This is a genomic window from Solitalea canadensis DSM 3403 (assembly GCF_000242635.2).
Classification (GTDB): Bacteria; Bacteroidota; Bacteroidia; order Sphingobacteriales; family Sphingobacteriaceae; genus Solitalea; species Solitalea canadensis.
On the sequence record NC_017770.1, the window covers coordinates 4,226,308 to 4,249,952 of the forward strand.

Here is a 23,645-nt window from a genome sequence, read left to right on the forward strand (position 1 = left end):
CTCCAAGTTGGTACGTCAGCTATTTATTGGCTTAACGAAAATCCTATTTTTAGCGTAATCAATAAAGCTACTATTCGGCTTTAGGAAGTCAAAGCCTAAGATTCCTTGGATTTCGTCTTGTACTCCATGAGCTTCTAATGCTTGTCTTATGGTGTCAAATTCCATAGCATAAAATTCATGGGAAAATTTAATCGTTTTATAAAAGAACGTTATAGCCCCTGTACTGTAAGTGTCGAGAGTAAGTCCTCCTGCTCCACCACCTTTTTGACCTGTTGAGGTTAAAGGAAATCCTCTTGTTTTGCAAAATTCTAAATCCAAAATATTACTCGCCGCTCCAGTGTCGAGAAGAAAAGTTACTTGTTCATCATTAATTGTAAACGGAATTGTTGGGTGTCCGGCACCATTAAAAGAAAAAGAAATTTCAATGTAATTTTCTTTTTCGAATGCTTCTTCCAGAATAGTCATATCGAAATAGTTTAAGAATATAACAATAATTACCGTTTCCTTTTCGAATTGAATTGCCCTGCCAGAATGCTGGACAACGGTCTTACATGGGTGTTTGTAGCAAATTTGAAATCCGACTGACCGTAACCGCTTTTGAATAAAGTTATAAATGTTGATTGAAAATTCTGTTGTTTAATTTTTATTCATTTCGCGGGACTAATAACTGAGTACAGAGTTAAGTTCCTCGTTCTTCGCTGCCACCGGACAGAATCCTCAGTTTTATTTTAGTACGTTAGTTTTAATGCGGCCGATTTCGTCATCCCCATATTTATCCCAAAATACCCAATATTCCGATTCTATTTCTGAGTCCTTTGCCAGTCTTATTCTAATGGTTCTAGTCTTTGACACAATCTCGAGCTCAGTCATTTCGGTAGGATGTGAATGATGGGGAGGCAAATCTTGAATTTTCTTTAATTCACTAATTATTTTATTGCCATAAGTACTATCAATTATTTCCTTGTTAACTCTTACAACTAATTCAGGTTCATGCAAAAATACCTTTACTTCATTGCGAGCATTTGTTTCTATTTTTGAGTGAACTCCCATTAGAATAAAACCACTTATAAATGTTTGCCCAAAAAGTACAATTCCAATCATCATAAATCTTGGGTTCTCAGGTTTAATAACACGAACAAAGAGAAGAATGATAACTCCTAAAAAGCCAAGTCCTAATGAAATTGGAAGCCAAGAGCTTAAAATTGATGCAACGGATTCATTAAATTCTGTCATTTTAAAATGGTGAATATTGGGTTTAACTGCACTTATCGATGGAATGATGCAAACAACTTCATTTTAATTCTAATTAAATTCAGCTGTGTTTCTCCTAAGTCAGTTTATAAATAAATTCTTCTATTTCGGCCTGTCGTGCATTGGCAAAACCTCGGTCTCTACCGATTCTCACAAACCCACATTTTTCTAGAACTTTTTGTGAACCAAAGTTGTCAAATGCTACTCGCCCCAAAATGGGTCTGGTGTTTTCAATAGTTAGAAAGTTTTTAAGTGCCGTTGTCCCAACACCTTTGCCCCAAAAACTTCTGTCAATCCAATAGGTAATTTCTGCTTTGCCTTCTATCTCAAACTTTGAAATACTACCCACAATACTATTGTCAACTAGTATTGTCTGCATATTTATAGTTGGGTCGTTCAGTAATTTAGTATATTTCTGAAGATATGCTGTTTTGTCTGTGGGGTCCTTTGATGTGAATGCTGCTAAATGGTTCGCTTCATCATCAAGTTGAAAGATAAAGAAGAACTCTAGATCGGCAATTTCTGTCTTTCTTAATATAACTTCATGATCGTTCATCATTTTCGTTTTTTTTGTTGTGTTAGAATGAGGTTTCTATCAGGCATCATACACAGAAGATTTCACTCATTTGTATAAGTTTCCTCCTACTGACAAGTCAAAATCAATTGAAAGGTTCAAATTGGCCATTCGCTTAATACTTTCATTGTCAATAAATGAACCACCAATCATTGTGTTACCAATGTGAAATACTTGAGCCACCTGAATACAAGCGTCTGCTTTTTCAACAAGTTGTTTAATACCTTCTTTATCCGTTTCCAAAACATCAAGAAGTTTTTTAAGCTTATCTTCAAATTCATCCGGTTCAGGATTGGGTTCAAAGCAAACTTTACTATACTTCCAATAAGTGCTACCGTTTTTACCTCTTTTATCGCCCTTACAATGCCCTTCAGTAACTTTTAGTTTTGTCATTTCAGTTAGTTCTTGCATACTGAACATTTCTGAACAAACACCAAGATAAACACTATTATAATTTTCCGTTCCTATACTCCTTACGGAAACTTGAGGTTTTGTATCAAGATAAATTACTAAATAAAATTTCTCGTCTTTGACAGGGAAATAAACAATGGCTGACCCATCCTCTTTTTCTGTGTCAACCCTTGCAACTCTTGGTTGGTCATTTTCATAAACAACTTGATGAATGTCTAAGAGTTGTTCAGTTACACCAAAGGTCTTAGTTTCAATTTCTTCTATCGCTTTTTGAATGATTAAGGTGTCTGTCATACAATTGTTGGCAAGGTTCGGCCGCAAATCGAAGCATAAAAGCTACGTTTATTACTATCTCCAAAATAATCACAAATATTGAGCTTTAACTTTTAAAGCCGCCCGACGCAAATTTTTTAGTTGTTAATTCTAAATTCATCAATTTTCCAACCATTCTGCTGTTTAGTCATTACAAATTCCACTTTGTATTTCACTTTACGACTTGTAGAAGATCTTATTTCCCAAACGTCGCTCATTGTTACAGACTCTTGAGAAAATTTGTCACTTCCACTTATGAAACTTACTTCTTCAATTTGATTATCCAGAATTGGATGTACCTCTATCTTTTCAATCATTTTATGTGTGCAATAGTCTTTAGCAACATCTAATTGCTTATTTCTGAGTGCATACATAAAACTACTTGCGGTTTCTCTTGGACTTAATTTGGAAATGAAACCAATAGAATTATTATCGGTAATGAATTTACAAAGAATCATCCCATTTTCACTTGTTACTTTCACTGAATTGGCTTCATAGACAGCTTGAATAATGGATTCTTTGTTTTCCTCTTGATTTTTACGCTCAGTTCTATTGATGATTTTTATGACCCTGTTTCTATCATCAAATTCGTTTATGATAATTTGAGCTTCCTTGTAATTATCGCCAACGAATACTTTTTCGTGCCGACTCAAAACAAACCCTTTCGAATTATAAACAGTCTTTATTTCTCTCCATACTTCATAAGCACCAAATTTTTTATACGTTTCAACCATTGTACTGTCAACCCATGTATAACCGTATTTTTCATCCTCCTTTTTATAAGTGGCAGAGGTTTCCTTTTCTATTTCATCCCAATTTTTTTTATAGCCGAAATAATTATTCAAATCGGTTTTCTTGTAAATAGTTCCATTTATGACTTCAACTAAAGTGTCTCTTTCTTTAAAATCTAAAAATTTGTTTGTCTTAAAAACTGTATAGGCATCTACAGATAACTTTTTACTTTGAGACAATTCAAATGGCGCCATTTGAGTTTGTCCAAAAGTCGACTTGGTTGTAAATAGGATTATAAGTAAAACTAGTTTCTTCATTATTGATATAGGTTGATATTAAATTGCCCACATAGCGGGTAGAAGCTTTGAGCAGCATTCATTTGGCTGAATCGTAGCTGAATAATAAAATAATATTATTCAACTTTATAGTCCCCATTAATAAATTTCAACTTAAACCTTGGCAGCATATTTCCTTCAACCGAAATCTCGTTTAAAGTACCCTTAAGTGTAATCAATTTCCCCTCTAACTCATTCTTAGACTCTTTAATCCCTTTTTCTATTTTAACATATTCAAATGAAAATATTTGTGTCGCCGTGCTATTATTTACACCTGAAAAGAACGTATTATTATCCTCCTCGGTAATATGGATACAATTGGTGTAACAGTTGCTGTTAAACGGATGAGCTGGCATTATCATTTCTTCGCCTCGCAAATATTTTGTCCTTTTTAAGGCTTCTTCTTTTGTTATCTTTCTTTCGTTTAACAGTCCGGCATTTGAATAAATATAAATATACCTGAGTACTCTCTTCTCAGTTTGCATTGAGTCGACGGATTCGGCATATTTTAATAAGTCTTTACAGAATTGTTCGGATTTTACCCAATTTTCAGACTCCAAATTCTCCATTAATGTATTGTACTTATTCTCAAAATCTATACTCTGCGAGAAACAAGTAACCGAAGCAAAAAGCAAAAAAAATGTTGTAACTAAACTTTTCATGAAGATTTTATTTGTGTTTGGTATGGTATTAAGATTATAGTTTTCTATAATATACTTTACCGACTGAATACGTGATTTGAACGTCAATTCGGATAGTAGTTGTTTTTCCGATTGACTAAAGTCCGGAATTTCAATTGCTTCCATAGATAAACAATTTTTACACTGAATCTTCATGTACTAGTTACCTGACTTTTGCGGCTCATAGTAAAGTAATATTGCACCAGAGCTAATAAAGGTTTTTGTTTTTAGAAGTTTGAGATTTATTCTTTCATGAATATGTTCGAATAAAGGCAAACCCTTGGCTGTTATAACTGGATGAACGCAGAGTTGGAATTCATCAATTAAGTTAAGGTTCATTAAAGTTATTATCAGACTTCGGCTGCCCACTAAAATATCCTTACCTGCTTGTTGTTTGAGTGCTAAAATTTCCTCTTTAATGTCGCCCTTTGCCAACTTCGCATTTTTCCACTCCACATTTTTCAGCGTGTGTGAAAAGACAATTTTGGAAATATTGTCTATTAATACTCCAAATTCATCTATTGGCCCATTACCAGTAGGATTTTTTACTACAGTTGGCCAATAACTTTCCATAAGTTGGTAAGTTATCCTTCCGTATAAAAGGGTGTCAACACTCTTTAATAACTCATTGTAATGTTGATGTACTTCATCACCCACAGTTAGCGCCGTGTGGTCGCAAAAACCGTCAAGGGTCGTATTGATGGCTGCAATTAATTTTCTCATTTGATTTTTGCTATGTTGAGCTATCGTTAATTTCGATAAGCATCCATGCTCCATTTATCTTTTTGAACAAGTAGTCTACCCTAATACCATTTTCAATTCCGCGAATTTCAATCGTTGCTGATGTGTTATTTTTGTCCACTACTATTTTTTGTTCCCATTGATCCAGATGACTCGCAAGCGTTTTCTTCCGAAAATCCATCACTTCAAAGTCCAATCTATTTCTATAAATTAAAGAGTCTCTGTCATTGAAAATGTCATACCATTTGGTCTTCAAGGGAAACTTTGTCCTGTTTAATTGAAAGGCAGAGTCGGTACTAAATTTTTCGATAAAGTCATTGAAATTATTGTCAACGGTTTCCTTGGTCGAAATAATAGCGGTTTCGTTTGAATGCTGACTTTTAGTATTCGTTGAATTACTTTCACATGAGGTTAACATTGTGGCAAGTGAAAAACTTAATATGAAATGTCGTTTGAGCATGTTTTTATAATTGATGATAGGGTTTTCAAACTTTAAGGTTCCTGCTTTTGTAAAATGAGAATGCTCTTTCTACAACAAACCCATAAAATATGCAATTGATTAAGAGTCCAACAAAAAACACAGAACCGTTCATAAACCGAAACAACAACGCATGTGTTGGAAAACGAAAGATGTAAAATAATTTTTCAAAAGTTTTCACTAATACTCCATGTCCACCTGTTCCTTCATCTCTTGCTGCTGTTGCAACTAGTGTAACAAAAGTCAGGGCACAACAAAAAATAGTCGCAATCAAGAAGGTTTTGAAATTAAATTTCATAATTGTCAATGAGTCGTCTGGATATAAATCAACAACAATCTTGAAGTACACGGTCATGCACAATTACAAATGTCATCCATAACACGACCTTGATTGATAGCAAATTAATAATTGTGAGTGTTATATAATAATTTCTTTGAAAATCGTCGGACTTGCTAATGATTCTTTTAGCGTAAAACTTTGAAGCAATCGGAATCAGTGCCACTAACAATAACACAATAATCCCCGGATAGAAACCAGTTACTGCAACCCCAATAATGCTAAGCACTGCTACTGTAAGGGTTAATACCATTGACATGGACGTAACAACGCTAAATGATTTTGTTTCCATTTTGGCAATAGCTTAAGTTTTTAAAAATGACTTGTGAAGCTAAAAGTTTAAAAAGCACTTTGAATAACAAGGTTTATTAAATTGCGCTTACCACACACTTAGCGATGCTCTTCGAGAACCTCTTTATCTATGTTTACTTAGATTTATAGCTCTTTCTATTCGTGGGCGATTGTAGCGTTGAAGTAAAACAGGATATAGGTTTAGTAATATATTCAGGATTAACAACCACAAAGACTGGAGCACTCCAAATTTAAATGCCACGACAATATTGAACCCAAGAACTATGATCAAAATAATTATATGTCCTAATTCATCTTGTTTTGTTCGGTAATGTAGATTTATTAACACCTTAGTATTCTTTTCTACTGGTTTAGATTTTTTGTTTAGCTTTTCCCAACCAACCCAAACCAATAACTTCCTGTAAAAGTTTATTCCAAAAGACTCGTATACTTTCCCTCTCTGTTCCCATGCCTTTTCGTTAAAATAAGGAGAAGTAAATTGGCTTTTTAGCGCTTCAGTAAAAGTAAGCACACATGCCATCAACAAAAAGTTAAGACTGAACGCGAAAGGAAAACCTTGCATTCCAATAAAATGAATCAGGGTGTAAATTAAGGCAATTGTAGTTAGTACAATAAAAATTAGAATTACAGTTTTTCTCATTGCATTATGTTTGTTTAGGTTCTAAGATGTCGCACTGGGTTGTGACTTTGCTTTCGGGCAGGTTTTCGAGCACAAAGCTTCAATTTATTATTAAAGTTTAAAGTAGCACAAGCTACAAGTTGAGACGTCAGCCCGCATGATGAACCCACTTGCTGTATATAAAAATTTCATCTATTATTTCTGTCGTTTTCTAAGCTGACCGTTAACGGTTCGTTGTTTCTTTGTCACTAACGTATTCCAAAATGTCACCTGGTTGACAATCCAATGCTTTACAAATTGATTCTAAAGTGCTAAAACGAATTGCTTTCGCCTTTCCTGTTTTTAAGATAGAAAGATTAGATAATGTCAGATCAACTCTTTCAGAAAGCTCATTCAGAGAAATTTTTCGCTTTGCCATCATCACGTCTAAGTTTACAATGATTGGCATAGCTTAAACAGTTAAATCGTTTTCGTTTTGAATATCTATTCCTTTTTTGAAAATAGTCGCAATAACATAGATCACAGCTGCCATCAAAATAAATGCTTGACTGTCTGCCCAAAACTGGCTTAAGTTGTCGGTAACAAAACCACGATGCAGTAAATTTTCAGATGACTGTCTGGCTATATAACTTAAGAGTCCGATTGAAAGAGTGTAGTAACTAATTTGTGAAATTTGTCTCGAAACAAAACTGTTGAATGGTTTTGACAAATCAATTTTGCTCACTAATATGATGACTATATAAAATAGGACAGCTTTCAAAATAGCTATGACAAGTATAAAACTATACATACTGAAAAAGGCCCATTTACTACGTTCATACATTTCACTTAAGTCCAACTTTTGATATAGATTTTGGACAAATTCCGGTTTGTAGAGACTGAAAATAAAATTGACTATCAAGCCTCCAGCTTCAATGCACAAGCCAACGAAAATGACCCAAGCCACAATCTGTAGGCCTTTAAATACGAAATTGTTTGCTTTTGACATAATTGTTAATATTTATCTATATAGTAAACATAATAAATATTTATTGAAAAACAATAAAAATAAGCCTATATTCAAAAAATTTCGCTACCAAACTAATGGTGGTCGCCCGCCGCCATAGCACCAACGCGCCTGTTATGCGTAGACTTTCAGCATGTCACAATATCCAGTAAAATATTTTATAAGCCCAATATTGATTGTCAGGAGTTTTGTCTTTGATAATTTGTCTGATTCCAACGTCTTTTAATGTAGTATCTTTAAAATGACCTGCTCCAAATACACTAAAACTATCTGTTCGAAGAGTTGGAGTATTCATAGTTTTTTTATTTCCTGTAAACACTATTGTGTCTCCTAAAAGGTACTCAGTAAACTTAAAACTGTTTTTAGACACATTTTCAATTATTGGCTCGTTGTCTGTAATTGTTGGCTTATCAATAAAAAAATTTATTCCATAAGTTTTGTAAACTTGGGTATAGTCATATTTGTTTGAAATGTTTACCGAATAAGACGTGTCTGCCAGTTGTTTATAAAACTTCTTCTTTGCTGCCACAATTTTTTCGTAGTTGTCATAGTTATAATCAAGGAAGTAATCGTTAATTATAATTTTGTCAAAGTTGCGAGATGTTACCAACATTTTCTGAATGATTGTAATTGGTCTGTCTTGCGATGGGAAAAGATAATAGCTTAGTAGTATAATTGCAATGCTTCCAATCCACTGATAATATTTTGAGGTTGCTTGTTTCTTTTGAAGTTGATAATGGATAAATGTCAAAATAAGGCTTGTTACCGCAATTATTGGAACTGTCAGCATAACAACTATTGAACCACCATATTCACCCCAATGGAATGAATTGAATAAAATGTGATTGAAAATAAAGGCTATGATTGGATATGTCCAAATACGCATAAAGTATCAATTAAGCTTACGTAGAACGGTTCAAAGCCTGCGTTTGTCAGTATTTGAAAACCATCAGCCCTAATGTAGCTATAATGTTTAGTAGTAGCACAACAGTTGAATGAGCTCCGTCAGCCGAAATAACGTCAAATCGATGTTATCAGCACAGGCTTTTGTCTGTTATTATGTTGTCAGGAATTATACTTTTTAAAAATTGTCGTGGCAATGTGTCCGCCAAAACCAAAGGTGTTGCTCATTGCGTAGTTCACTTGTCGTTGTTGTGCTTTCTGCAAAGTCAGGTTAAATATATCTTTAAATTCGGGCTCAATATCCACCGAATTGATTGTTGGCGGAACAATATCATTCTGAACCGCTTTAATACAAGCAATCGCTTCAACAGCTCCCGCTGCACCTAACAAATGCCCTGTCATTGATTTTGTTGCACTAATGTTTAATTTGTTTTGTCTGCCAAAAACTCTTTCTACCGCTTTCATTTCACTAATGTCGCCTTGTGGTGTTGATGTGGCATGTGTATTCAGATAATCAATATCCTTTGCAGAAATGTTTGCATCTTCCAACGCTGCAAGCATACCTAAATAGGCGCCCTCGCCCTCTGGGTGTGTGCCTGTTAAATGGTAAGCATCGGCAGCCATCCCACCACCAACAATTTCGGCAATGATTGGTGCGTTGCGTTTTACAGCATGTTCGTAGCTTTCCAAAATAATTGCTCCCGCTCCTTCGCCCATTACAAAACCTTCCCTGTTTATGTCAAACGGACGTGATGCGATTTGTGGATTTTCGTTAAGTGTTGATAATGCTTTTGAAGCATTGAAACCACCAACAGAACTTTCGTTAATTGGTGCTTCTGAACCACCTGTAATAATCATATCGGCTTTGCCCCAGCGGATATAGTTAAAAGCATCAATTATTGCAGTGTTTGAAGTGGCACAAGCCGAAACAGTGGTAAAATTTACTCCCCTTAAACCATACTTAATTGAGATAACACCTGAAGCTATATCAACAATCATTTTTGGAATAAAGAATGGATTAAAACGAGGCGTTCCGTCTCCTTGTGCGAACTCGGTTACTTGTTGTTGAAATGTGCCGATACCGCCATTTCCAGAACCCCAAATAACACCAATCTTGTTCTTGTTCAAGGTATCAAAATCGATGTCCGCATTTTTAACCGCTTCTGCCACAGAAATTAGTGCGTACTGTGTAAACAAATCGTATTTTCTTGCTTCAGCTTTTTCAATATGGTTTAATGGGTCAAAGTCTTTAAGTTCACAAGCGAATTTGGTTTTAAATTTACTTGTATCAAATTTTGTAATGGGTGCCGAACCGCTTACACCATTGATAAGTGATTGCCAAAAATCATTTACATTATTTCCAATGGGCGTTAAAGCACCCATTCCTGTTATTACTACTCGTCTCATTATGACTGCTGTGTTAAATCCTTGATTATATTTTCTTTAATTTCTTGAAAATCTTGCTCATTGGTAAGTCTTGTGAGTTGAACTGCGGCAAGCATATTGGTTATTATCATCAATGCTTTTGTTCTTTCATTGATATCGAACCGAAAAACTTTTTTATTCTTCCCATCCTTTAAAATCTCAATTACCCATTCCAAGATATTGTCAGCTAATTTTTTGAGTTCGTTTTGAATTTCATGCTCAACCGTATAAAAGTCTGTCGCCAAAGAACCCACAATGCAAATTTTGTTCTCTGATTTTGCAACAGAATAAATAGTTAAAAATGCCTTTAGCTTTTCAACAGGGTCTTTGCTTTCTGTTTTAGTTTTTAATTGTTCGAGTCGGTTATTATGTTCCTGAACAATAGCCAATCCTAATGCTGTTTTTGTTGGAAAGTGATAATGTACAGAAGCATTTTTAATGTTCAGTTGCTTTGAAATGTCGGTAAAGCTAAAAGCGTTATATCCTTTTTCTCTTATCAGACTATCGCCAAGTCTTATTATTTCTGTTCTTGTATCCATTTCACTTGCGAAGATAACAAAAAAACTTACCTACTAATAAGTAGGTAAGTTTTTTTTATAAAAATCATTGCCTGAAAAGGCTGAACGGTTGTCTGTCGGGAGAATTTCTTCGAAAAGTCAGTGAAGGAAAGAACCACCGTCATTGTCCGCAGTGAGTAACGAGTTTAATTAGGAATTAAGGACCAAGTTGCAGGTCGCCAGCGGTTTTGGCAAGTGTTTGTTATCGGTTACAGTTAATTTTACATTTACAGGTAAAGTATATTCAACGATTACATTGACAAGGTTTATCATTTAGAAATTACAACTATCTGCTCTCACGTTTGTGTTGCATTACTTCTTTTTATTGCAGTAACTTCCTGTGCAGGATAATGGGGTAAAGATGCCTGAAATTATATACCAGTTATCATTTTTGAATCTCCACATTATCCAATACTTTCCAATAATCTGCGATTTTGATGTGTCTCCTTGTTCAGTCCATGCCTCTGTCCAATCACCCGTTTCATAAGCAACATTCCATTGTTCATTAATCTCAATTTTATTGGATTTGTTTGTCCAGCTAATATCTGGTCGTCTTTTATAAAGACCTCTGCACAACCTTTTACATTCTTCAGCTCCAATCCATCTTCCTCCTGCTGAGCTTAGCACGGCAAGACTATCAAACAATGTATAAAAGCGTAATGAGTCGCGACTATTGTAAGCTTTGTTCCATAATTCACTCCGTGTTTCAATTTCCTGAATGGAGTGTTTCTTAACATTTTGAGCATTTACCTGAATGGAAAGGACAATCAGTATTGCCCCACAGACTAAAGAGTTGTTTATCATAAAAGGTGTGTTTTATTTGATGATAACACTAAGAAAATCCAAATGCAATCTACTGCCTGCTCAATTCTTAATAAACTCTATTAAAGGCAGTTGCTTTGCATCGACAGGTATTGTAAATATAGTTTAATCGGCTTAATAAGTAAAACATCTTGTTAAGCTCATTTCACCGGACAGAGTCCTCGGTTTTATATTCACCCGAAAGTGACGCTACGCTCAACACTTTCGGGACAGGGTGCTGAGTGTCACTCGTGCTTTGCAGAACTAAACGTTATTATCGAATTCCTTTCGGTCAATTTTATACCAATTGTGTTTAATTCCGTCCAAATCAAATGTTTCAATGAATTTGAGTCCAACTTTTTTTAGGATTTTATCTGAACCATTATTTTCACAGTCAGCGATAGCATAGACTTCGTTTACATTCAATTTATCAAAAGCATATTTCAGCGAAGCAAATGCTGCCTCGACGCCAATTCCCTTCCCCCAATACTTTTTTATTAGCCGATAACCTAGGTCGTAATAATTAATGTGGTTGTTAGTTTGAATGGTTACAAATTTCAGTCCTGCCCAACCAATAAATTCGTTAGTTGTTTTGTCAATTATAGCCCAACGTCCAATTCCGTTATCAATATATTGTTGTCTAATAAAATTAATCACGTCAGCAATTTGGTCTTTGTTTGTTATAGGTTTGTTCCCTAAGTATTTATGAACTTCAGGATCAGAGTCAAGCTCATACATCCCGTCAATGTCTGTCGGAAGTATCTCTCTTAATATTAATCTTTCTGTCTCTACGAATATTTTCATCATTTGTTTCTTAACATCTTGAGTGAGTATTGCCCCGCAGATTAAATGATTGTTTATCACACGATACTATTTTTTGAGTCCCTTGTCTAAAAAGTCAAGAGACCCTTGCTCTACTATCTTTGAATATTGTTTGGGTTTACCTTCTTTGTCTGTAAAAGCTATAACTACTCCTTTACCCCCCTAAAGTATATAACATCCGAAAGTTACCTTGTCCAATGTAAATATCTGCAATGTATGAAGCAGGTGCCCATTGCCAACCATCCTTATTTTTATTTCCCCATTCAATTATTTTTTGATACTTGTCGGCATTCACAGCAATTTCAAAATTTTCAGAAGTGGTCAATCCCGTTGAATTATCCCTTTGATTAATGGTCATTTTCAGTGGGGCATTTTTGTCGATGTATTCATTTATATTAATGTCAGTTCCACAACCCGAAAAAGAGGAAGTCAGAATAAATAGTCCCGATACTAAAATAAATGAATTTAATTTCTTCATTGACCTTTACGTTAGTACATAAGTCGTTAATGCGGCTATTATCGCAATAACGCCAATTGTTGTCACTAGATATTTTTTGTCAACGAAGTAAATTTCTCGGATATGCTCTCTGCAAATTGTCCAAAGTGTTCCACCAAAAAATAATAGTATCAAAATATGTATTATTGGCGAAGTCTGAGGAAATATTGCGTCAAGTGCTGAGGGATGTCTATTAAATGTCAAAATAAAAAGTCCAATAGAATTGACCGTCGAATAGGTTAAGAAGATTGCTAAAAGTGTCCAACCAAGCTTTTTACGTTTGAAAAACAAAACAGTCGCTATCGGAACGATGAGTAACGGCAAAAAATACAGCAGCATACTAGAACCCCATTTTGCCTCACTGTCAGTAAACATAAAACTTATCATTCCCAATTCTTTGTAAAGTTGAAAAAGGAAAAGTCCACTGAAAACAATACTTATAATTTTAATGATTTTGTCTGAACTTGGTGTTTCGGTTTGAATTGGGTTAACAATAGCTAAAACGGAAGCTCCAATGTTTTTTACTTTGTTTTCCAAGTTCTTTGTCTTTGCTTCCTTTTCTTGTACAAGTGCAGCAAGTTCTGCTTTGGCAATCTCAATGTCATCGTCGCTAAGTTGTCGAGATGCTATTATTGTTTGTGCTGCCACTATTGCCAATGGTTGATAGTCGTTCGGACTGTCAATAATTCTTAATAGTTCACTGTTACTGAATGTGGCAAATCTTTTTGTAAAATCGGTCATTGATGTTAATTGTTATGTTGATAGAAGTCCTGTCCAGCGGTTGCCGATAACGTTTTGCGGCGTGGCAAAGGGAGGGATTTTTAGTACTAAAGTTCATAGGAAGAACAAATGCTGAACCTTTCACAAATGTTTCTACGAAGCACGTCAGCCCGTCTTTTGCCAAACCGATGTTAGTGGCAGTTTTTTTTGTTAATTTCTGTCAAATGTTTTCGGAATTATATTTTTGTCCGTTTCTCCACAAAAGGTCCAAGAGATAATATACCAACGATTATTATCAAAAATTAGCTGAATGCTATTTATTCCTCTTCTTTCAACTTTTCCGCCTTTTTCTAGTCTCGTTTCATAAGTACTCCAAACGTGTGCAATATTGCCAAAAATTCTAACTTCTCGATTAACTTCGCTTTCATAAAAAGCTGTACCAAAAACCATTTCATCAGTTTCTTTATGAAACTCTTCCAACGTCATAGTTGCTTGGTTTTTCTGTTCTCTGTCAAAGTATGAATATACTGCTTTGGGATGATGTAAATAGTTATCTCTTTCCCATTGTCGTTTTGCTCCCTTTTCGCCTGAAACAACCTCATAACTTGCTTTCATTAATGCGTCAATTGTTTTTACATCATTTTCGAATGGTTTGTCTTGTGCTTTTAAATTCCCTGTTGTCATAAATGCCATAGTTGCTAAGTAAAATAAAAATTGTTTCAGAATCTTTTTTTACAAAGCAACTCAGATAATTTTGCCCAAAAAATAAGTTATTTAGTTCGTTTAAGGTTTTATGTAATCGATCAAATTTCTTATTTAGAGTAGCAATTTGTCAATACTACTTAACAGACAATCTTTGTAACTTTTTGCTATTGTAATTTTATGTTCGCCAATAATTAAATGATTATCTTCTATATATTCCACATTTTTCAAATTCACAATGTTTGAATTATGAACCCTCATAAATTCATCAGGCAGTTTGTCAATAAGGTCTTTTAAAGTTTTGTAGTAGACATACTTTTTGTTGTTTTTTACAAAAATCTCGACATAGTTTCCCAATCCTTTTACAAACAAAATGTCGTCAAAATTTAATTTGATTAATTTTTTGTCTGTTTTTATGAAAGTAAAATTTTGTTGATATGTCATTTTACGGTTGGTCTGTTAAAATTGCCACTAACGTTTAGGGCTTTGCGTTCGTGGCGGTATTAGTATTCCGTCAGCCCAGGTTTAGCACAAAAGTTTATTAGAATTTGAAATGATGAGTTTTGTTCGTCAAGCCGCCATGACGCAAAACCCATGTTGTGCGTTCGCTTCTTGCCCTACAATAATTGATGTTGTTCAAGCCTGAAATTCTTAATCATACTTTCTGCACTTGGTCTCTTTTCATTGGTTAAATTTATGTCTGCACCTGTTGTAATGAGTTTTTTAAATATTTTTCTAAGTTGTTGTAGTAAAATTCCGTTTGTTAACTCGGCACTTGGATTGTCAATCATTTGTCTTGCATCCATAATTGCTCTATGTAAGCAATTGTTTCCATAAGAGTCTATTGAGTTTGGATTTGCTCCTTTGTCTAACATTAGTTGCAGAAGCGAAAATGCTTTGTCAAACTGGCTCGTATCTTTTTGAACCGTATAAGAATTGAAAATTGTCGCTCTGATACTGTCGTGTAAAACAGGTGCTGTCCATTCATTGATTTCTGATGTCTCTTTAAAATTTATGTCTGCGCCTTGCTCAATTAATAGCTTAGCAATGGTAAAGTTCCCTGTCTTAAATGCTACTTGCAGTCCCGATTGTCCGTCATCTTTTTTAGGCGGTGCAACATTGCAAACTGTCAAATATTCTTTGTCAGAATTTATACGCTCTGACACCTTATTTATATCACTGTTTGCAATGGCTTTAAAAAATGTTTTTATGTCTTTCTTTGTCATAGTGAAAGATGTCCGTTAAAGTGACGCACAACATCCGAATGTAGGTATTTCGTCCATCCCTGCTTTATAAACTTCGTCTATCCATTTCCAAACAATCGGCTTAGCATGTGTATATTCACCTAACTATCAACTCTTTAAATCGATTACTAAAAGTTATGAATATTTGGATGTACGGAATAGTTTACATGTTACCTCCACCTCAATCCCAACCCAGGTTCATTTGGCAACACAATCTTCCCTTCCACCAGTTCCGGATCATATAAAGGTTTATTAATCGTTAACCATGGACCATCCAAATCAGCATAATCACATAACGGTGCCAAAGCTGCAGCGGCCATAATAGCGCAGGAAGTTTCGCTCATGCAGCCGATCATGATTTTCAAATCCAGCTCACGGGCACGTTTAATCATTCTACTGGCTTCCCACATTCCGGTGCATTTCATTAGTTTAATATTAACCCCGGTATATACACCTTTCGCCCTATCAACATCAGCAAAACGCTGCACCGCCTCGTCGCCAAAGGTTGGCAGCGGACTATGTTCAGTTAGCCAGGCGTTTTCATCCACCATCGTTTTAGGCATGGCCTGTTCTACAAATACAACACCATGCTCTGCGAGCCAATGCATCATATCCAGTGCTTCATGTTTATCTTTCCATCCCTGGTTAGCATCTACGTATAATGGTTTATCCGTCATCGAACGGATGGTTTCAATCATTTCTTTATCATTGTCGCGGCCAAGTTTCACCTTCAAAAACTGGAAGGGAGCTGTTTCAGCCACTTTCTTTCGCACCACTTCTGCCGTATCAATACCAATGGTACAACTGGTGGCCGGCATTGTTGCCGGATCAGCATTGAACATCTTATAGCAGGGTTCGTTTTTAAGCTTACCCAACAGGTCATGCAAAGCAATATCTACCGAAGCCTTTGCTGCAGGATTTCCCGGCGCTATAGCATCTACATAAGCTAAGATTTCATCATGATTTTCGGGTGATGAAAATTGATTCAAGTCTATCTTTGAAAGGAAATTTGCTGCCGATTCATGAGACTCTCCTAAATAGGGTGGCATTGAGGCTTCTCCATAGCCTTTCAGTCCATCATACTCAATTGTCGTCATCATTAAAGGGGTGGATGTGCGCGAGAAATTAGCAATCGTAAAAGGGTATTTTAACTGTAAATCGACTGCTTTAAAACTTAACTTCATACAAAATTAGCAGAATTCTTAAATTCGAATTAATGGTTACATTTGTGCAATTACGGCACATAATGGTTCTGCCAAGTTAACATTTATATGAGATTTTCAATTTGTATTTTATTTATTGCCGCCATCGTGTTTGGATGTGGATCTGCTCAAAAATCTTTTGAAAAAGGTGACTACATTTCCGCTTTCGAAAGAGCTGTAAAAGAGCTGAGAAGCAAACCCGAAAGCAAACCGTTGAAGGATATTTTACGTACCTCATATAAAGAAGGCGTTACCCGTTTATTGGACCAGGTTAAAGCGCAAGAGGCCAGTACTGATCCTTATCGTTACGAAAAGGTGGCCGCTACTTATAGCACCATCAATAGTATGTATGACCAACTGCAAACGGTTAATTGTTGTGATAAGTTCAAAGAGAATTACCGTGACTTTAAAGCGGAGCAGAAACAGGCAACTGCTAATGCAACAGAAGCGCGTTACAGTTATGGAGAACAGGCAATGGCGCTAAACACCCGCGAAGGTTCAAAACAGGCATATGGTGAGTTTATGCGTGCCAACCAGTTAACACCAGGTTATAAGGATGCACTAAAGCTGGCTCAACAAGCAAAGGAAGAAGCAACCATCACTGTTTTTATTCAGGACTTCGGGAATATTCAACCGATGTATGGACTTAATTATAATCCTTTTTATAATCAGGTGACGAATTATCTTTTTCGGTTGAACAGGCCAAATAGCTTTACCAACTTCATAAATGGTTCCTCTCCCGGTTATAATTATAATTCTAAGCGTCCTGATCAGGTTATTCAGATGAGTTTTCCATCTATCTATTTTAGTCGCCCGTTTATTACCAAACAAACGATTACCAATAATCGCGAGGTTTCTACCGGAAAAAGAGGAACTGATGGCAAAGAAATTATGCAAACCGTAACTGCAAAAGTTACGATTTATACCAAAACGGTAACTGCCAGAGCTGAGTTATTTTATCAGATTTTAGATAACCATACCGGAGCGTTTGTTTATTCGAATCGTGCCTACGCAGATCAACCCTGGACTTATTCATGGGCTGTATCCGAGGGCGACGGTCGCGCGTTGGATAAAACCAACCAGGAGTTAGTCGGCCGACAAGAGATTTACCCTCCTCAATATCAGTTTATCTTTGATGAGCTTACCAAGCGCATGTATGATGATTTTACTGCGCAAATCAGTCAGTTTTACAGAGATTATTAATAAACCCGGGGAGTCTGAAAACTAAACATTAAATAGATCGTTAATACTTTTTTACTTTTGCGGTCAATATTAATTTATAAAAGTGCTTCATACTCCATTCGATAATTTCAATTTCGGTAATAAAACTTGCTACTTAAGTGGCGAAACGCTTGCTACAACAGAACAAAAAACAGCAGTTTTTCCACTGTGGCTACAAAATCGTTTCGACTTACAAGACAAACCTTTTCGTCATTTAAATGAAAAATATACTACGTACGGAAAGTTAAAGGTTCCCGTAAGCCCGGGCCTGCAGCAAGATGTACTGGATTTATTTGAACGGAAAATTGAAACGGCTTTCACGGCGGGTTATGATACTGTGCAACAGTTAACCGATCAGGAGCTTTTTTACTGGTTCGGGAAAATCATGTACGGCATTATCTTTAATGAGATCCAAATTGCCTTACTGGAGAAACCGGCCGGAGAACCGCTTTCTTTTTCATCCACACTGATCAATAAATTTTCTAACCATTTACGGTTTTTACAATCGCTTTTTGTTCCTACCGAATTTGAAGAATTTACTCCTTATAGTGTCAGTGTGTTTAAGGTAAAACAAGGCGAAGATCGTTTTGATTACCGTAATGAAATGAACACACTGGTTGCTTCTTTACAAATGAACGGCTTCGGCATCATTGTTTGTATGCAAGATAACGGTGAGAACAAACGCCTGCATCGCCCGGCTCTGGAATTGGTTGAGGGCAAGGAATTGCATCCCGCTCAATTCCAGGAGTTAAATGCCCGTTTTTACTATTCAGCTTACTTGTTTAATCGTATCCCACAGTATGTAAGTATTCCTCCTTCAGAAACTACTAAATCTTATACCATCAGTGCAATGCCTTTACATGGAGGTGAGGGCAAAGCTTTATTTGATCAATGGAATAATAAAACTTATTCGCAGGTATTAGAAGCTTTCTGGAAACCCTGGGGTTTTGTGATGTTCGAGATTTACAAGGATCCGGAGAATCCAATGACCTTTTTAGCGCATGAAAATGGCGAGTTTAACACTGCCGTTGAGTTACCTTATTAAGTTTATTTAACCGCGAAGGCGCGAAGGAGAATTCCCCCTAACCCCTAAAGGGGAACTCATATCGCTTGAAAAAACTACTCACTGCATTAATCAGTGTTAATAATTAACAGGTAACTCAGCCATATGCTCAACTCCGCCTTGTACAGTTCGGTAGAGTTGAATTAAATCCTCGCAGAAACTGCGGGAGAACTGTACGCAGCGGCGGCGTTTTTTGCTTACTTTTTTTCGCTGCAGAAAAACATGCGAAGCATTCTTGAATACCTTTGAAATGAAACACTTCATGAAAAAAGTAAGTCTCGCGGAAAGCGACCAAAAGAAAATACAGCATGGCTGAATACCCAAACGAGGCATTTTTGACACTACTGTCAATAGCTAACCTGTTTCTCTACCACTATCATTTTCCCGGCTTTCACTTATAAATACTCCCCTTTAGGGGTCAGGGGTAAAAACTTTTTTAAATAAAATTTGCACAATTGAAACTATTAATCGTAATATTGCGATATATAAATAAAGAAATGGGAGTTACTCGTACAGAAATATTTACCAAAGAGCAAAACGAACTGGCGACAATGATGAAAGCATTGGCGCATCCGGCTCGTATTGCTATTATACAGCAACTTCTTAAAACTGAAGCGTGTATTTGTGGTGACTTGGTAACTGAAATAGGTTTGGCCCAAGCAACCATCTCACAACATTTGCGTGAATTAAAAGCGGTGGGAATTATTCAGGGAACTATTGAAGGCACCAGCGTTTGCTACTGTATTAATGAAGAGGTTTGGAATCATTATGCAGAAACGTTTAAGAATCTTTTTACCGACTTAAAATCATCCAAAAACTGCTGTTAAAAAAATTTAATCTTATTTATCGCAATATTGCAATTAATCTATTAATTAATATTTATTATGAAAACGAATAGAAGAACCCAACAGTCGATAACCGAAAACAACAACGCAAACGAAAAACAAAAAAATGCTTGTTGTTCGCAACCGAATAACCGCTACATGTCTCGTTCCATTTGGAACCACTATGCCGAAACGTTCAGGAACCTTTATGCAGATTTGCAGCTAATCAATAAAAGCTGCTGTTAATCCTAATAAAGCTAGAATTTATAGAAATCAAAAATTGATAACGATATGAAAACAAATGAAGAATTAAAACAACTGGTAAAAGAGAAATACAGTGAGATTGCTCTTCAGGATAAAGAAACCAATATGAGTTCATGCTGCGGCTCGGGCTGTTGCTCAGACGAAGTTTATAATATCATGAGTGAAGATTACACTAAACTCGAAGGGTACAACAGCGATGCCGATTTAGGTCTGGGGTGTGGCCTGCCTACAGAGTTTGCTAAAATCAAAAAGGGAGATACCGTAATTGATCTGGGTTCTGGAGCCGGCAATGATTGTTTTGTGGCTCGCAGCCTTACCGGAGACACAGGAAAAGTAATCGGTATTGATTTTACGGAAGCGATGATTAACAAAGCCAGGGAAAATGCGGAGAAATTAGGTTTTAATAATGTGGAGTTTCGCTATGGAGACATTGAGAAAATGCCTGTAACCTCAGCAGTTGCGGACGTGATTGTAAGTAATTGCGTGCTCAACTTGGTTCCGGAGAAACAAAATGTAATTAAAGAGATGTATCGTGTGCTTAAACCGGGTGGACATTTCAGTATTTCGGATATTGTATTAGCGGGTGAATTACCTAAGAAAATGAAGCAAACAGCCAAAATGTATGCTGGTTGTGTTTCCGGTGCGATCCAAAAAGATCTTTACTTAAAGTATATTGATGAAGCAGGATTTGAAAAGATCACCATTCAAAAGGAAAAAGTAATTACTATTCCGGATGATATTTTAAAGAATTATTTATCTGCATCAGAAATTGAGGAATTTAAAAACAGCGCAGCAGGCATTTACAGTATTACCGTATACGCAGAGAAACCTGACTATAGTTGTAATCCAGGTTCAGGTTGTTGCTAAAACTAAATTACTATGTCAAAAATTCTCAACATGCTTCCCATTCATTGGAATGCGGTCAAAACTATTTATGAAGCTGGCATTGCAACTGGTAATGCCACTTTTCAACAAGCTGCTCCCTCTTGGGAAGAATGGGACGCAGACCATTTGCTCACATGCCGCTTTGTAGTGGAAGAAGATGGGAAAATTCTGGGTTGGGCAGCCTTAAGTAAGGTTTCGGGTCGGTGCGTTTATGCAGGTGTTGCTGAAGTAAGTGTTTACGTTAGTCCGGCAGCACAAGGTAAAGGAATCGGCTTATTACTCTTGAATGAATTGATTAATAAAAGTGAACAAAATGGTTTGTGGACATTGCAAGCCGGAATTTTCCCTGAAAACATTGCCAGCGTAAGACTTCATGAAAAAGCCGGATTTAGGCAGGTAGGTTACCGTGAACGCATTGGAAAAATGAATGGCATTTGGCGAAGCACACTTTTACTAGAGCGCAGGAGTTCCATTATCGCGCAAGATTAGATACCTATGCAAAAGAAAAAATTATCATTTTTGGATAGGTATCTTACTTTGTGGATATTCCTTGCGATGGCCATTGGTGTAACAATTGGTCATTTTATGCCTAACACTCCAAACTTTATCAACCGTTTCAACTCGGGGACCACGAATATTCCTATTGCAATTGGGTTGATCCTAATGATGTACCCTCCATTAGCAAAAGTGAGATATGATAAGCTTCCGGATGTTTTCAAAAACAAGAAAATCCTTGGTCTTTCATTATTTCAAAATTGGGTAATTGGTCCGGTCCTGATGTTTATTCTCGCAGTCATCTTTTTAAGAGACTATCCTGAATACATGATTGGATTAATAATGATCGGCATTGCCCGTTGTATCGCAATGGTAATTGTATGGAATGATCTGGCTGGGGGCGATCGAGAATATGTAGCCGGACTGGTGGCTTTTAACAGTATTTTCCAAGTTTTGTTCTACAGCTTATTTGCTTGGATATTCGTCACTAAACTTCCGGCATTAGTTGGTGTACAAACTGCAATTATTGATATAAAAATTGCACAAATTGCTGAAAGTGTTTTTATCTATCTGGGAATTCCATTCATCGCCGGATTTCTTTCCAGAACCTTTTTAATGAAACTAAAAGGCAAAGAGTGGTATGAACATACTTTTCTTCCTGCAATCAGTCCGATTACACTGATAGCTTTATTATTTACCATAACGATCATGTTTAGTTTAAAAGGCGAACTTATTGTCAAGATTCCTGGCGATGTGTTCCGAATTGCTCTCCCCCTTTTACTATACTTTGGAATTATGTTTTTCTCCGCATTCTTCCTTTCCAAAAAAGCCGGAGCCGACTATGCCAAGTCCACTTCTTTAGCTTTTACCGCTGCCGGCAACAATTTCGAACTCGGTATCGCTGTAGCCATTGCAGTATTTGGCATAAACTCAGGAGTTGCCTTTGCTGCTGTAATAGGCCCGCTGATAGAAGTCCCGGCCTTAATCCTATTAGTCAACTTTGCATTAAAACAACAACATAAATTCGAAAAAGCTACAACAAAACTAAGATGAAAAAAATACTTGTCCTTTGTACCGGAAATTCATGCAGAAGCCAAATGGCTCATGGCTACCTTGAGCATTTTGCTAACCGCAAGGCTGAAATATATAGCGCCGGAGTAGAAACACATGGCGTTAATCCAAAGGCTATTAAAGCAATGGCTGAAGACGGTATTGATATTAGCCATCACACCAGTAACAATGTCAGCGAGTATGAGTCCATCGATTTTGACTTTGTGATTACGGTTTGTGATAATGCAAAAGAACGTTGCCCTGTGTTTCCGTCAAAAGCAATAAAGTTTCACCATAATTTCCCTGATCCGGCAAAGCTCCCTGGTGATTATGAGCAAAACAGGGAGGCTTTTATTCACACCCGCGACCTGATCAAAAATTACATGAAAACATTTGTTGAAAATAATCTGGTGTAATTGCATGCTAATTGTGATTAGCTGTTTTTCATAATCTTATCGGCAAGTTCGGGAGATCGTATTGCTTTGAAGACACCTCAAACAATTTTTATAGGATCTCCGAATGCGCCAAATTCCAGTTTATATTGACGTTAACGGACGATTTATTTATCGAATTTGCTGAAATACATGTACCAATTCCATTCCCAAGAATCTCCGTTGTCATCAGAAAACGCTTGACTCCAAACCGGATTTTGTTTGTTTCTTGCATCCCAGCGAAAGACTACCAATATCTCCTTGCCGTTGAATGTATCTTTAGTAAAAAAATGAGCAACCTTGTCTTCAAATGAACCAAGAACTGGCGGGTCGAGTTTCCCTGTAGTAGAATCGGCCCAATAGATGCTCCATAATTTTGTTTTAGGATTAAAGAGCCTCATGGACATACCTTCAAAAGGTTGTCCGTCAAAAGTGGCAAGAAAATTATCAATATTGCCAATACCGTTAAGTATCTTGTACATTTCCTGAGTTGACTCAAACTCCTCCCATTCATTACAATTATCCAATCGCGACTTTAGTTTTCTATTTTTCAGACTCCATTTCCCCTGAAAGAAATCAAAATCATCCTTGGACGACGTTGTCGATGCAACGATTACTAAATCACCATTGTTGTCAAAATGTACTTTAGGAATTTCCAGCGTCTGGTTATTTGTCATGTTGTGATGAAAACTTAGGTTAAAATAAGCATTAAATCTTTTTAATCCTTATTTATGAATCCCAACCAACTACCG

General features: G+C 36.3%; 32 protein-coding genes. 8 read left to right on the plus strand and 24 right to left on the minus strand.

Annotated features, from left to right (window positions below):
* Positions 1-15 precede the first annotated feature (15 nt).
* The 23 genes from SOLCA_RS17665 to SOLCA_RS17780 all read right to left on the minus strand — a co-directional run bounded on the left by SOLCA_RS17665 (position 16) and on the right by SOLCA_RS17780 (position 16,642).
* The gene (locus SOLCA_RS17665) at positions 16-465 is read right to left on the minus strand and encodes an aspartyl protease family protein (RefSeq protein WP_014681833.1); all 450 of its coding nucleotides are present in this window, start codon (positions 463-465) and stop codon (positions 16-18) included.
* 258 nt (positions 466-723) lie between these two features.
* On the minus strand, positions 724-1,233 hold the full coding sequence (locus SOLCA_RS17670) for a hypothetical protein (RefSeq protein WP_014681834.1): 510 nt from the start codon (positions 1,231-1,233) through the stop codon (positions 724-726).
* 94 nt (positions 1,234-1,327) lie between these two features.
* Positions 1,328-1,810 (minus strand): GNAT family N-acetyltransferase, encoded by a 483-nt coding sequence (locus SOLCA_RS17675; RefSeq protein WP_014681835.1) that lies wholly within the window; start codon positions 1,808-1,810, stop codon positions 1,328-1,330.
* A 63-nt stretch (positions 1,811-1,873) separates the two neighbouring features.
* Positions 1,874-2,530: a DUF4279 domain-containing protein gene (locus SOLCA_RS17680; protein WP_014681836.1), complete on the minus strand. Its 657-nt coding sequence runs from the start codon at positions 2,528-2,530 to the stop codon at positions 1,874-1,876.
* A 116-nt stretch (positions 2,531-2,646) separates the two neighbouring features.
* The gene (locus SOLCA_RS17685) at positions 2,647-3,597 is read right to left on the minus strand and encodes a hypothetical protein (protein ID WP_014681837.1); all 951 of its coding nucleotides are present in this window, start codon (positions 3,595-3,597) and stop codon (positions 2,647-2,649) included.
* A 95-nt stretch (positions 3,598-3,692) separates the two neighbouring features.
* Entirely contained in the window at positions 3,693-4,421 is a 729-nt protein-coding gene (locus tag SOLCA_RS17690; RefSeq protein ID WP_042480090.1) for a hypothetical protein, read from the minus strand.
* Between the two features lie 33 nt (positions 4,422-4,454).
* Positions 4,455-5,018 carry a dihydrofolate reductase family protein gene (locus tag SOLCA_RS17695; RefSeq protein ID WP_042480093.1) on the minus strand — a complete coding sequence of 188 codons (564 nt, stop codon included), beginning with the start codon at positions 5,016-5,018 and terminating at the stop codon, positions 4,455-4,457.
* A gap of 10 nt (positions 5,019-5,028) precedes the next feature.
* Positions 5,029-5,496 carry a DUF4348 domain-containing protein gene (locus SOLCA_RS17700; RefSeq protein ID WP_014681840.1) on the minus strand — a complete coding sequence of 156 codons (468 nt, stop codon included), beginning with the start codon at positions 5,494-5,496 and terminating at the stop codon, positions 5,029-5,031.
* A 344-nt stretch (positions 5,497-5,840) separates the two neighbouring features.
* A complete protein-coding gene (locus SOLCA_RS17710) occupies positions 5,841-6,143 on the minus strand; it encodes a hypothetical protein (protein ID WP_014681842.1) in 303 nt (100 codons plus the stop codon).
* Positions 6,144-6,266: 123 nt separating this feature from the next.
* Positions 6,267-6,803 carry a glycosyl-4,4'-diaponeurosporenoate acyltransferase CrtO family protein gene (locus tag SOLCA_RS17715; RefSeq protein ID WP_014681843.1) on the minus strand — a complete coding sequence of 179 codons (537 nt, stop codon included), beginning with the start codon at positions 6,801-6,803 and terminating at the stop codon, positions 6,267-6,269.
* A 202-nt stretch (positions 6,804-7,005) separates the two neighbouring features.
* On the minus strand, positions 7,006-7,230 hold the full coding sequence (locus tag SOLCA_RS17720; RefSeq protein ID WP_014681844.1) for a helix-turn-helix domain-containing protein: 225 nt from the start codon (positions 7,228-7,230) through the stop codon (positions 7,006-7,008).
* Between the two features lie 3 nt (positions 7,231-7,233).
* On the minus strand, positions 7,234-7,770 hold the full coding sequence (locus SOLCA_RS17725; RefSeq protein WP_014681845.1) for a DUF2975 domain-containing protein: 537 nt from the start codon (positions 7,768-7,770) through the stop codon (positions 7,234-7,236).
* Between the two features lie 154 nt (positions 7,771-7,924).
* Positions 7,925-8,674 (minus strand): hypothetical protein, encoded by a 750-nt coding sequence (locus SOLCA_RS17730; protein ID WP_014681846.1) that lies wholly within the window; start codon positions 8,672-8,674, stop codon positions 7,925-7,927.
* A gap of 179 nt (positions 8,675-8,853) precedes the next feature.
* Positions 8,854-10,098, minus strand: a complete 1,245-nt coding sequence (gene fabF, locus SOLCA_RS17735) for a beta-ketoacyl-ACP synthase II (protein ID WP_014681847.1) — start codon at positions 10,096-10,098, stop codon at positions 8,854-8,856.
* Positions 10,098-10,655, minus strand: coding sequence for a TetR/AcrR family transcriptional regulator (locus SOLCA_RS17740; RefSeq protein ID WP_014681848.1), 558 nt, complete (start codon positions 10,653-10,655; stop codon positions 10,098-10,100). Before SOLCA_RS17740 ends, fabF begins: the two co-directional genes overlap by 1 nt.
* 330 nt (positions 10,656-10,985) lie before the next feature.
* The gene (locus SOLCA_RS17745; RefSeq protein ID WP_014681849.1) at positions 10,986-11,477 is read right to left on the minus strand and encodes a YybH family protein; all 492 of its coding nucleotides are present in this window, start codon (positions 11,475-11,477) and stop codon (positions 10,986-10,988) included.
* 261 nt (positions 11,478-11,738) lie between these two features.
* Complete coding sequence (locus SOLCA_RS17750) at positions 11,739-12,338, minus strand: GNAT family N-acetyltransferase (RefSeq protein ID WP_245536723.1); 600 nt, start codon at positions 12,336-12,338, stop codon at positions 11,739-11,741.
* Between the two features lie 112 nt (positions 12,339-12,450).
* Entirely contained in the window at positions 12,451-12,774 is a 324-nt protein-coding gene (locus SOLCA_RS17755) for a hypothetical protein (RefSeq protein ID WP_014681851.1), read from the minus strand.
* A gap of 6 nt (positions 12,775-12,780) precedes the next feature.
* The gene (locus tag SOLCA_RS17760; RefSeq protein ID WP_014681852.1) at positions 12,781-13,533 is read right to left on the minus strand and encodes a hypothetical protein; all 753 of its coding nucleotides are present in this window, start codon (positions 13,531-13,533) and stop codon (positions 12,781-12,783) included.
* A gap of 189 nt (positions 13,534-13,722) precedes the next feature.
* Entirely contained in the window at positions 13,723-14,205 is a 483-nt protein-coding gene (locus tag SOLCA_RS17765; RefSeq protein WP_014681853.1) for a hypothetical protein, read from the minus strand.
* A 123-nt stretch (positions 14,206-14,328) separates the two neighbouring features.
* Positions 14,329-14,658 carry a LytR/AlgR family response regulator transcription factor gene (locus SOLCA_RS17770; protein ID WP_014681854.1) on the minus strand — a complete coding sequence of 110 codons (330 nt, stop codon included), beginning with the start codon at positions 14,656-14,658 and terminating at the stop codon, positions 14,329-14,331.
* Positions 14,659-14,831: 173 nt separating this feature from the next.
* The gene (locus SOLCA_RS17775; RefSeq protein ID WP_014681855.1) at positions 14,832-15,440 is read right to left on the minus strand and encodes an ankyrin repeat domain-containing protein; all 609 of its coding nucleotides are present in this window, start codon (positions 15,438-15,440) and stop codon (positions 14,832-14,834) included.
* A 188-nt stretch (positions 15,441-15,628) separates the two neighbouring features.
* Positions 15,629-16,642, minus strand: a complete 1,014-nt coding sequence (locus SOLCA_RS17780; RefSeq protein WP_014681856.1) for a dipeptide epimerase — start codon at positions 16,640-16,642, stop codon at positions 15,629-15,631.
* Positions 16,643-16,729: 87 nt separating this feature from the next.
* Here SOLCA_RS17780 and SOLCA_RS17785 point away from each other — a divergent pair, with 87 nt between their 5' ends.
* The 8 genes from SOLCA_RS17785 to SOLCA_RS17820 all read left to right on the plus strand — a co-directional run bounded on the left by SOLCA_RS17785 (position 16,730) and on the right by SOLCA_RS17820 (position 22,878).
* On the plus strand, positions 16,730-17,863 hold the full coding sequence (locus SOLCA_RS17785) for a hypothetical protein (protein WP_014681857.1): 1,134 nt from the start codon (positions 16,730-16,732) through the stop codon (positions 17,861-17,863).
* A gap of 82 nt (positions 17,864-17,945) precedes the next feature.
* On the plus strand, positions 17,946-18,926 hold the full coding sequence (locus tag SOLCA_RS17790; protein ID WP_014681858.1) for a hypothetical protein: 981 nt from the start codon (positions 17,946-17,948) through the stop codon (positions 18,924-18,926).
* A gap of 515 nt (positions 18,927-19,441) precedes the next feature.
* Positions 19,442-19,771, plus strand: a complete 330-nt coding sequence (locus SOLCA_RS17800) for an ArsR/SmtB family transcription factor (protein ID WP_014681859.1) — start codon at positions 19,442-19,444, stop codon at positions 19,769-19,771.
* 57 nt (positions 19,772-19,828) lie between these two features.
* A complete protein-coding gene (locus SOLCA_RS23260; RefSeq protein ID WP_014681860.1) occupies positions 19,829-20,014 on the plus strand; it encodes a hypothetical protein in 186 nt (61 codons plus the stop codon).
* A 45-nt stretch (positions 20,015-20,059) separates the two neighbouring features.
* A complete protein-coding gene (locus SOLCA_RS17805; protein ID WP_014681861.1) occupies positions 20,060-20,899 on the plus strand; it encodes an arsenite methyltransferase in 840 nt (279 codons plus the stop codon).
* 12 nt (positions 20,900-20,911) lie between these two features.
* Positions 20,912-21,406: a GNAT family N-acetyltransferase gene (locus SOLCA_RS17810; RefSeq protein WP_014681862.1), complete on the plus strand. Its 495-nt coding sequence runs from the start codon at positions 20,912-20,914 to the stop codon at positions 21,404-21,406.
* A 6-nt stretch (positions 21,407-21,412) separates the two neighbouring features.
* The gene (arsB, locus tag SOLCA_RS17815; protein ID WP_014681863.1) at positions 21,413-22,465 is read left to right on the plus strand and encodes an ACR3 family arsenite efflux transporter; all 1,053 of its coding nucleotides are present in this window, start codon (positions 21,413-21,415) and stop codon (positions 22,463-22,465) included.
* Positions 22,462-22,878: an arsenate reductase ArsC gene (locus SOLCA_RS17820; protein ID WP_014681864.1), complete on the plus strand. Its 417-nt coding sequence runs from the start codon at positions 22,462-22,464 to the stop codon at positions 22,876-22,878. Before arsB ends, SOLCA_RS17820 begins: the two co-directional genes overlap by 4 nt.
* A 143-nt stretch (positions 22,879-23,021) precedes the next feature.
* Here SOLCA_RS17820 and SOLCA_RS22930 read toward each other — a convergent pair whose 3' ends face one another.
* Complete coding sequence (locus tag SOLCA_RS22930) at positions 23,022-23,570, minus strand: hypothetical protein (protein ID WP_014681865.1); 549 nt, start codon at positions 23,568-23,570, stop codon at positions 23,022-23,024.
* Positions 23,571-23,645 lie beyond the last annotated feature (75 nt).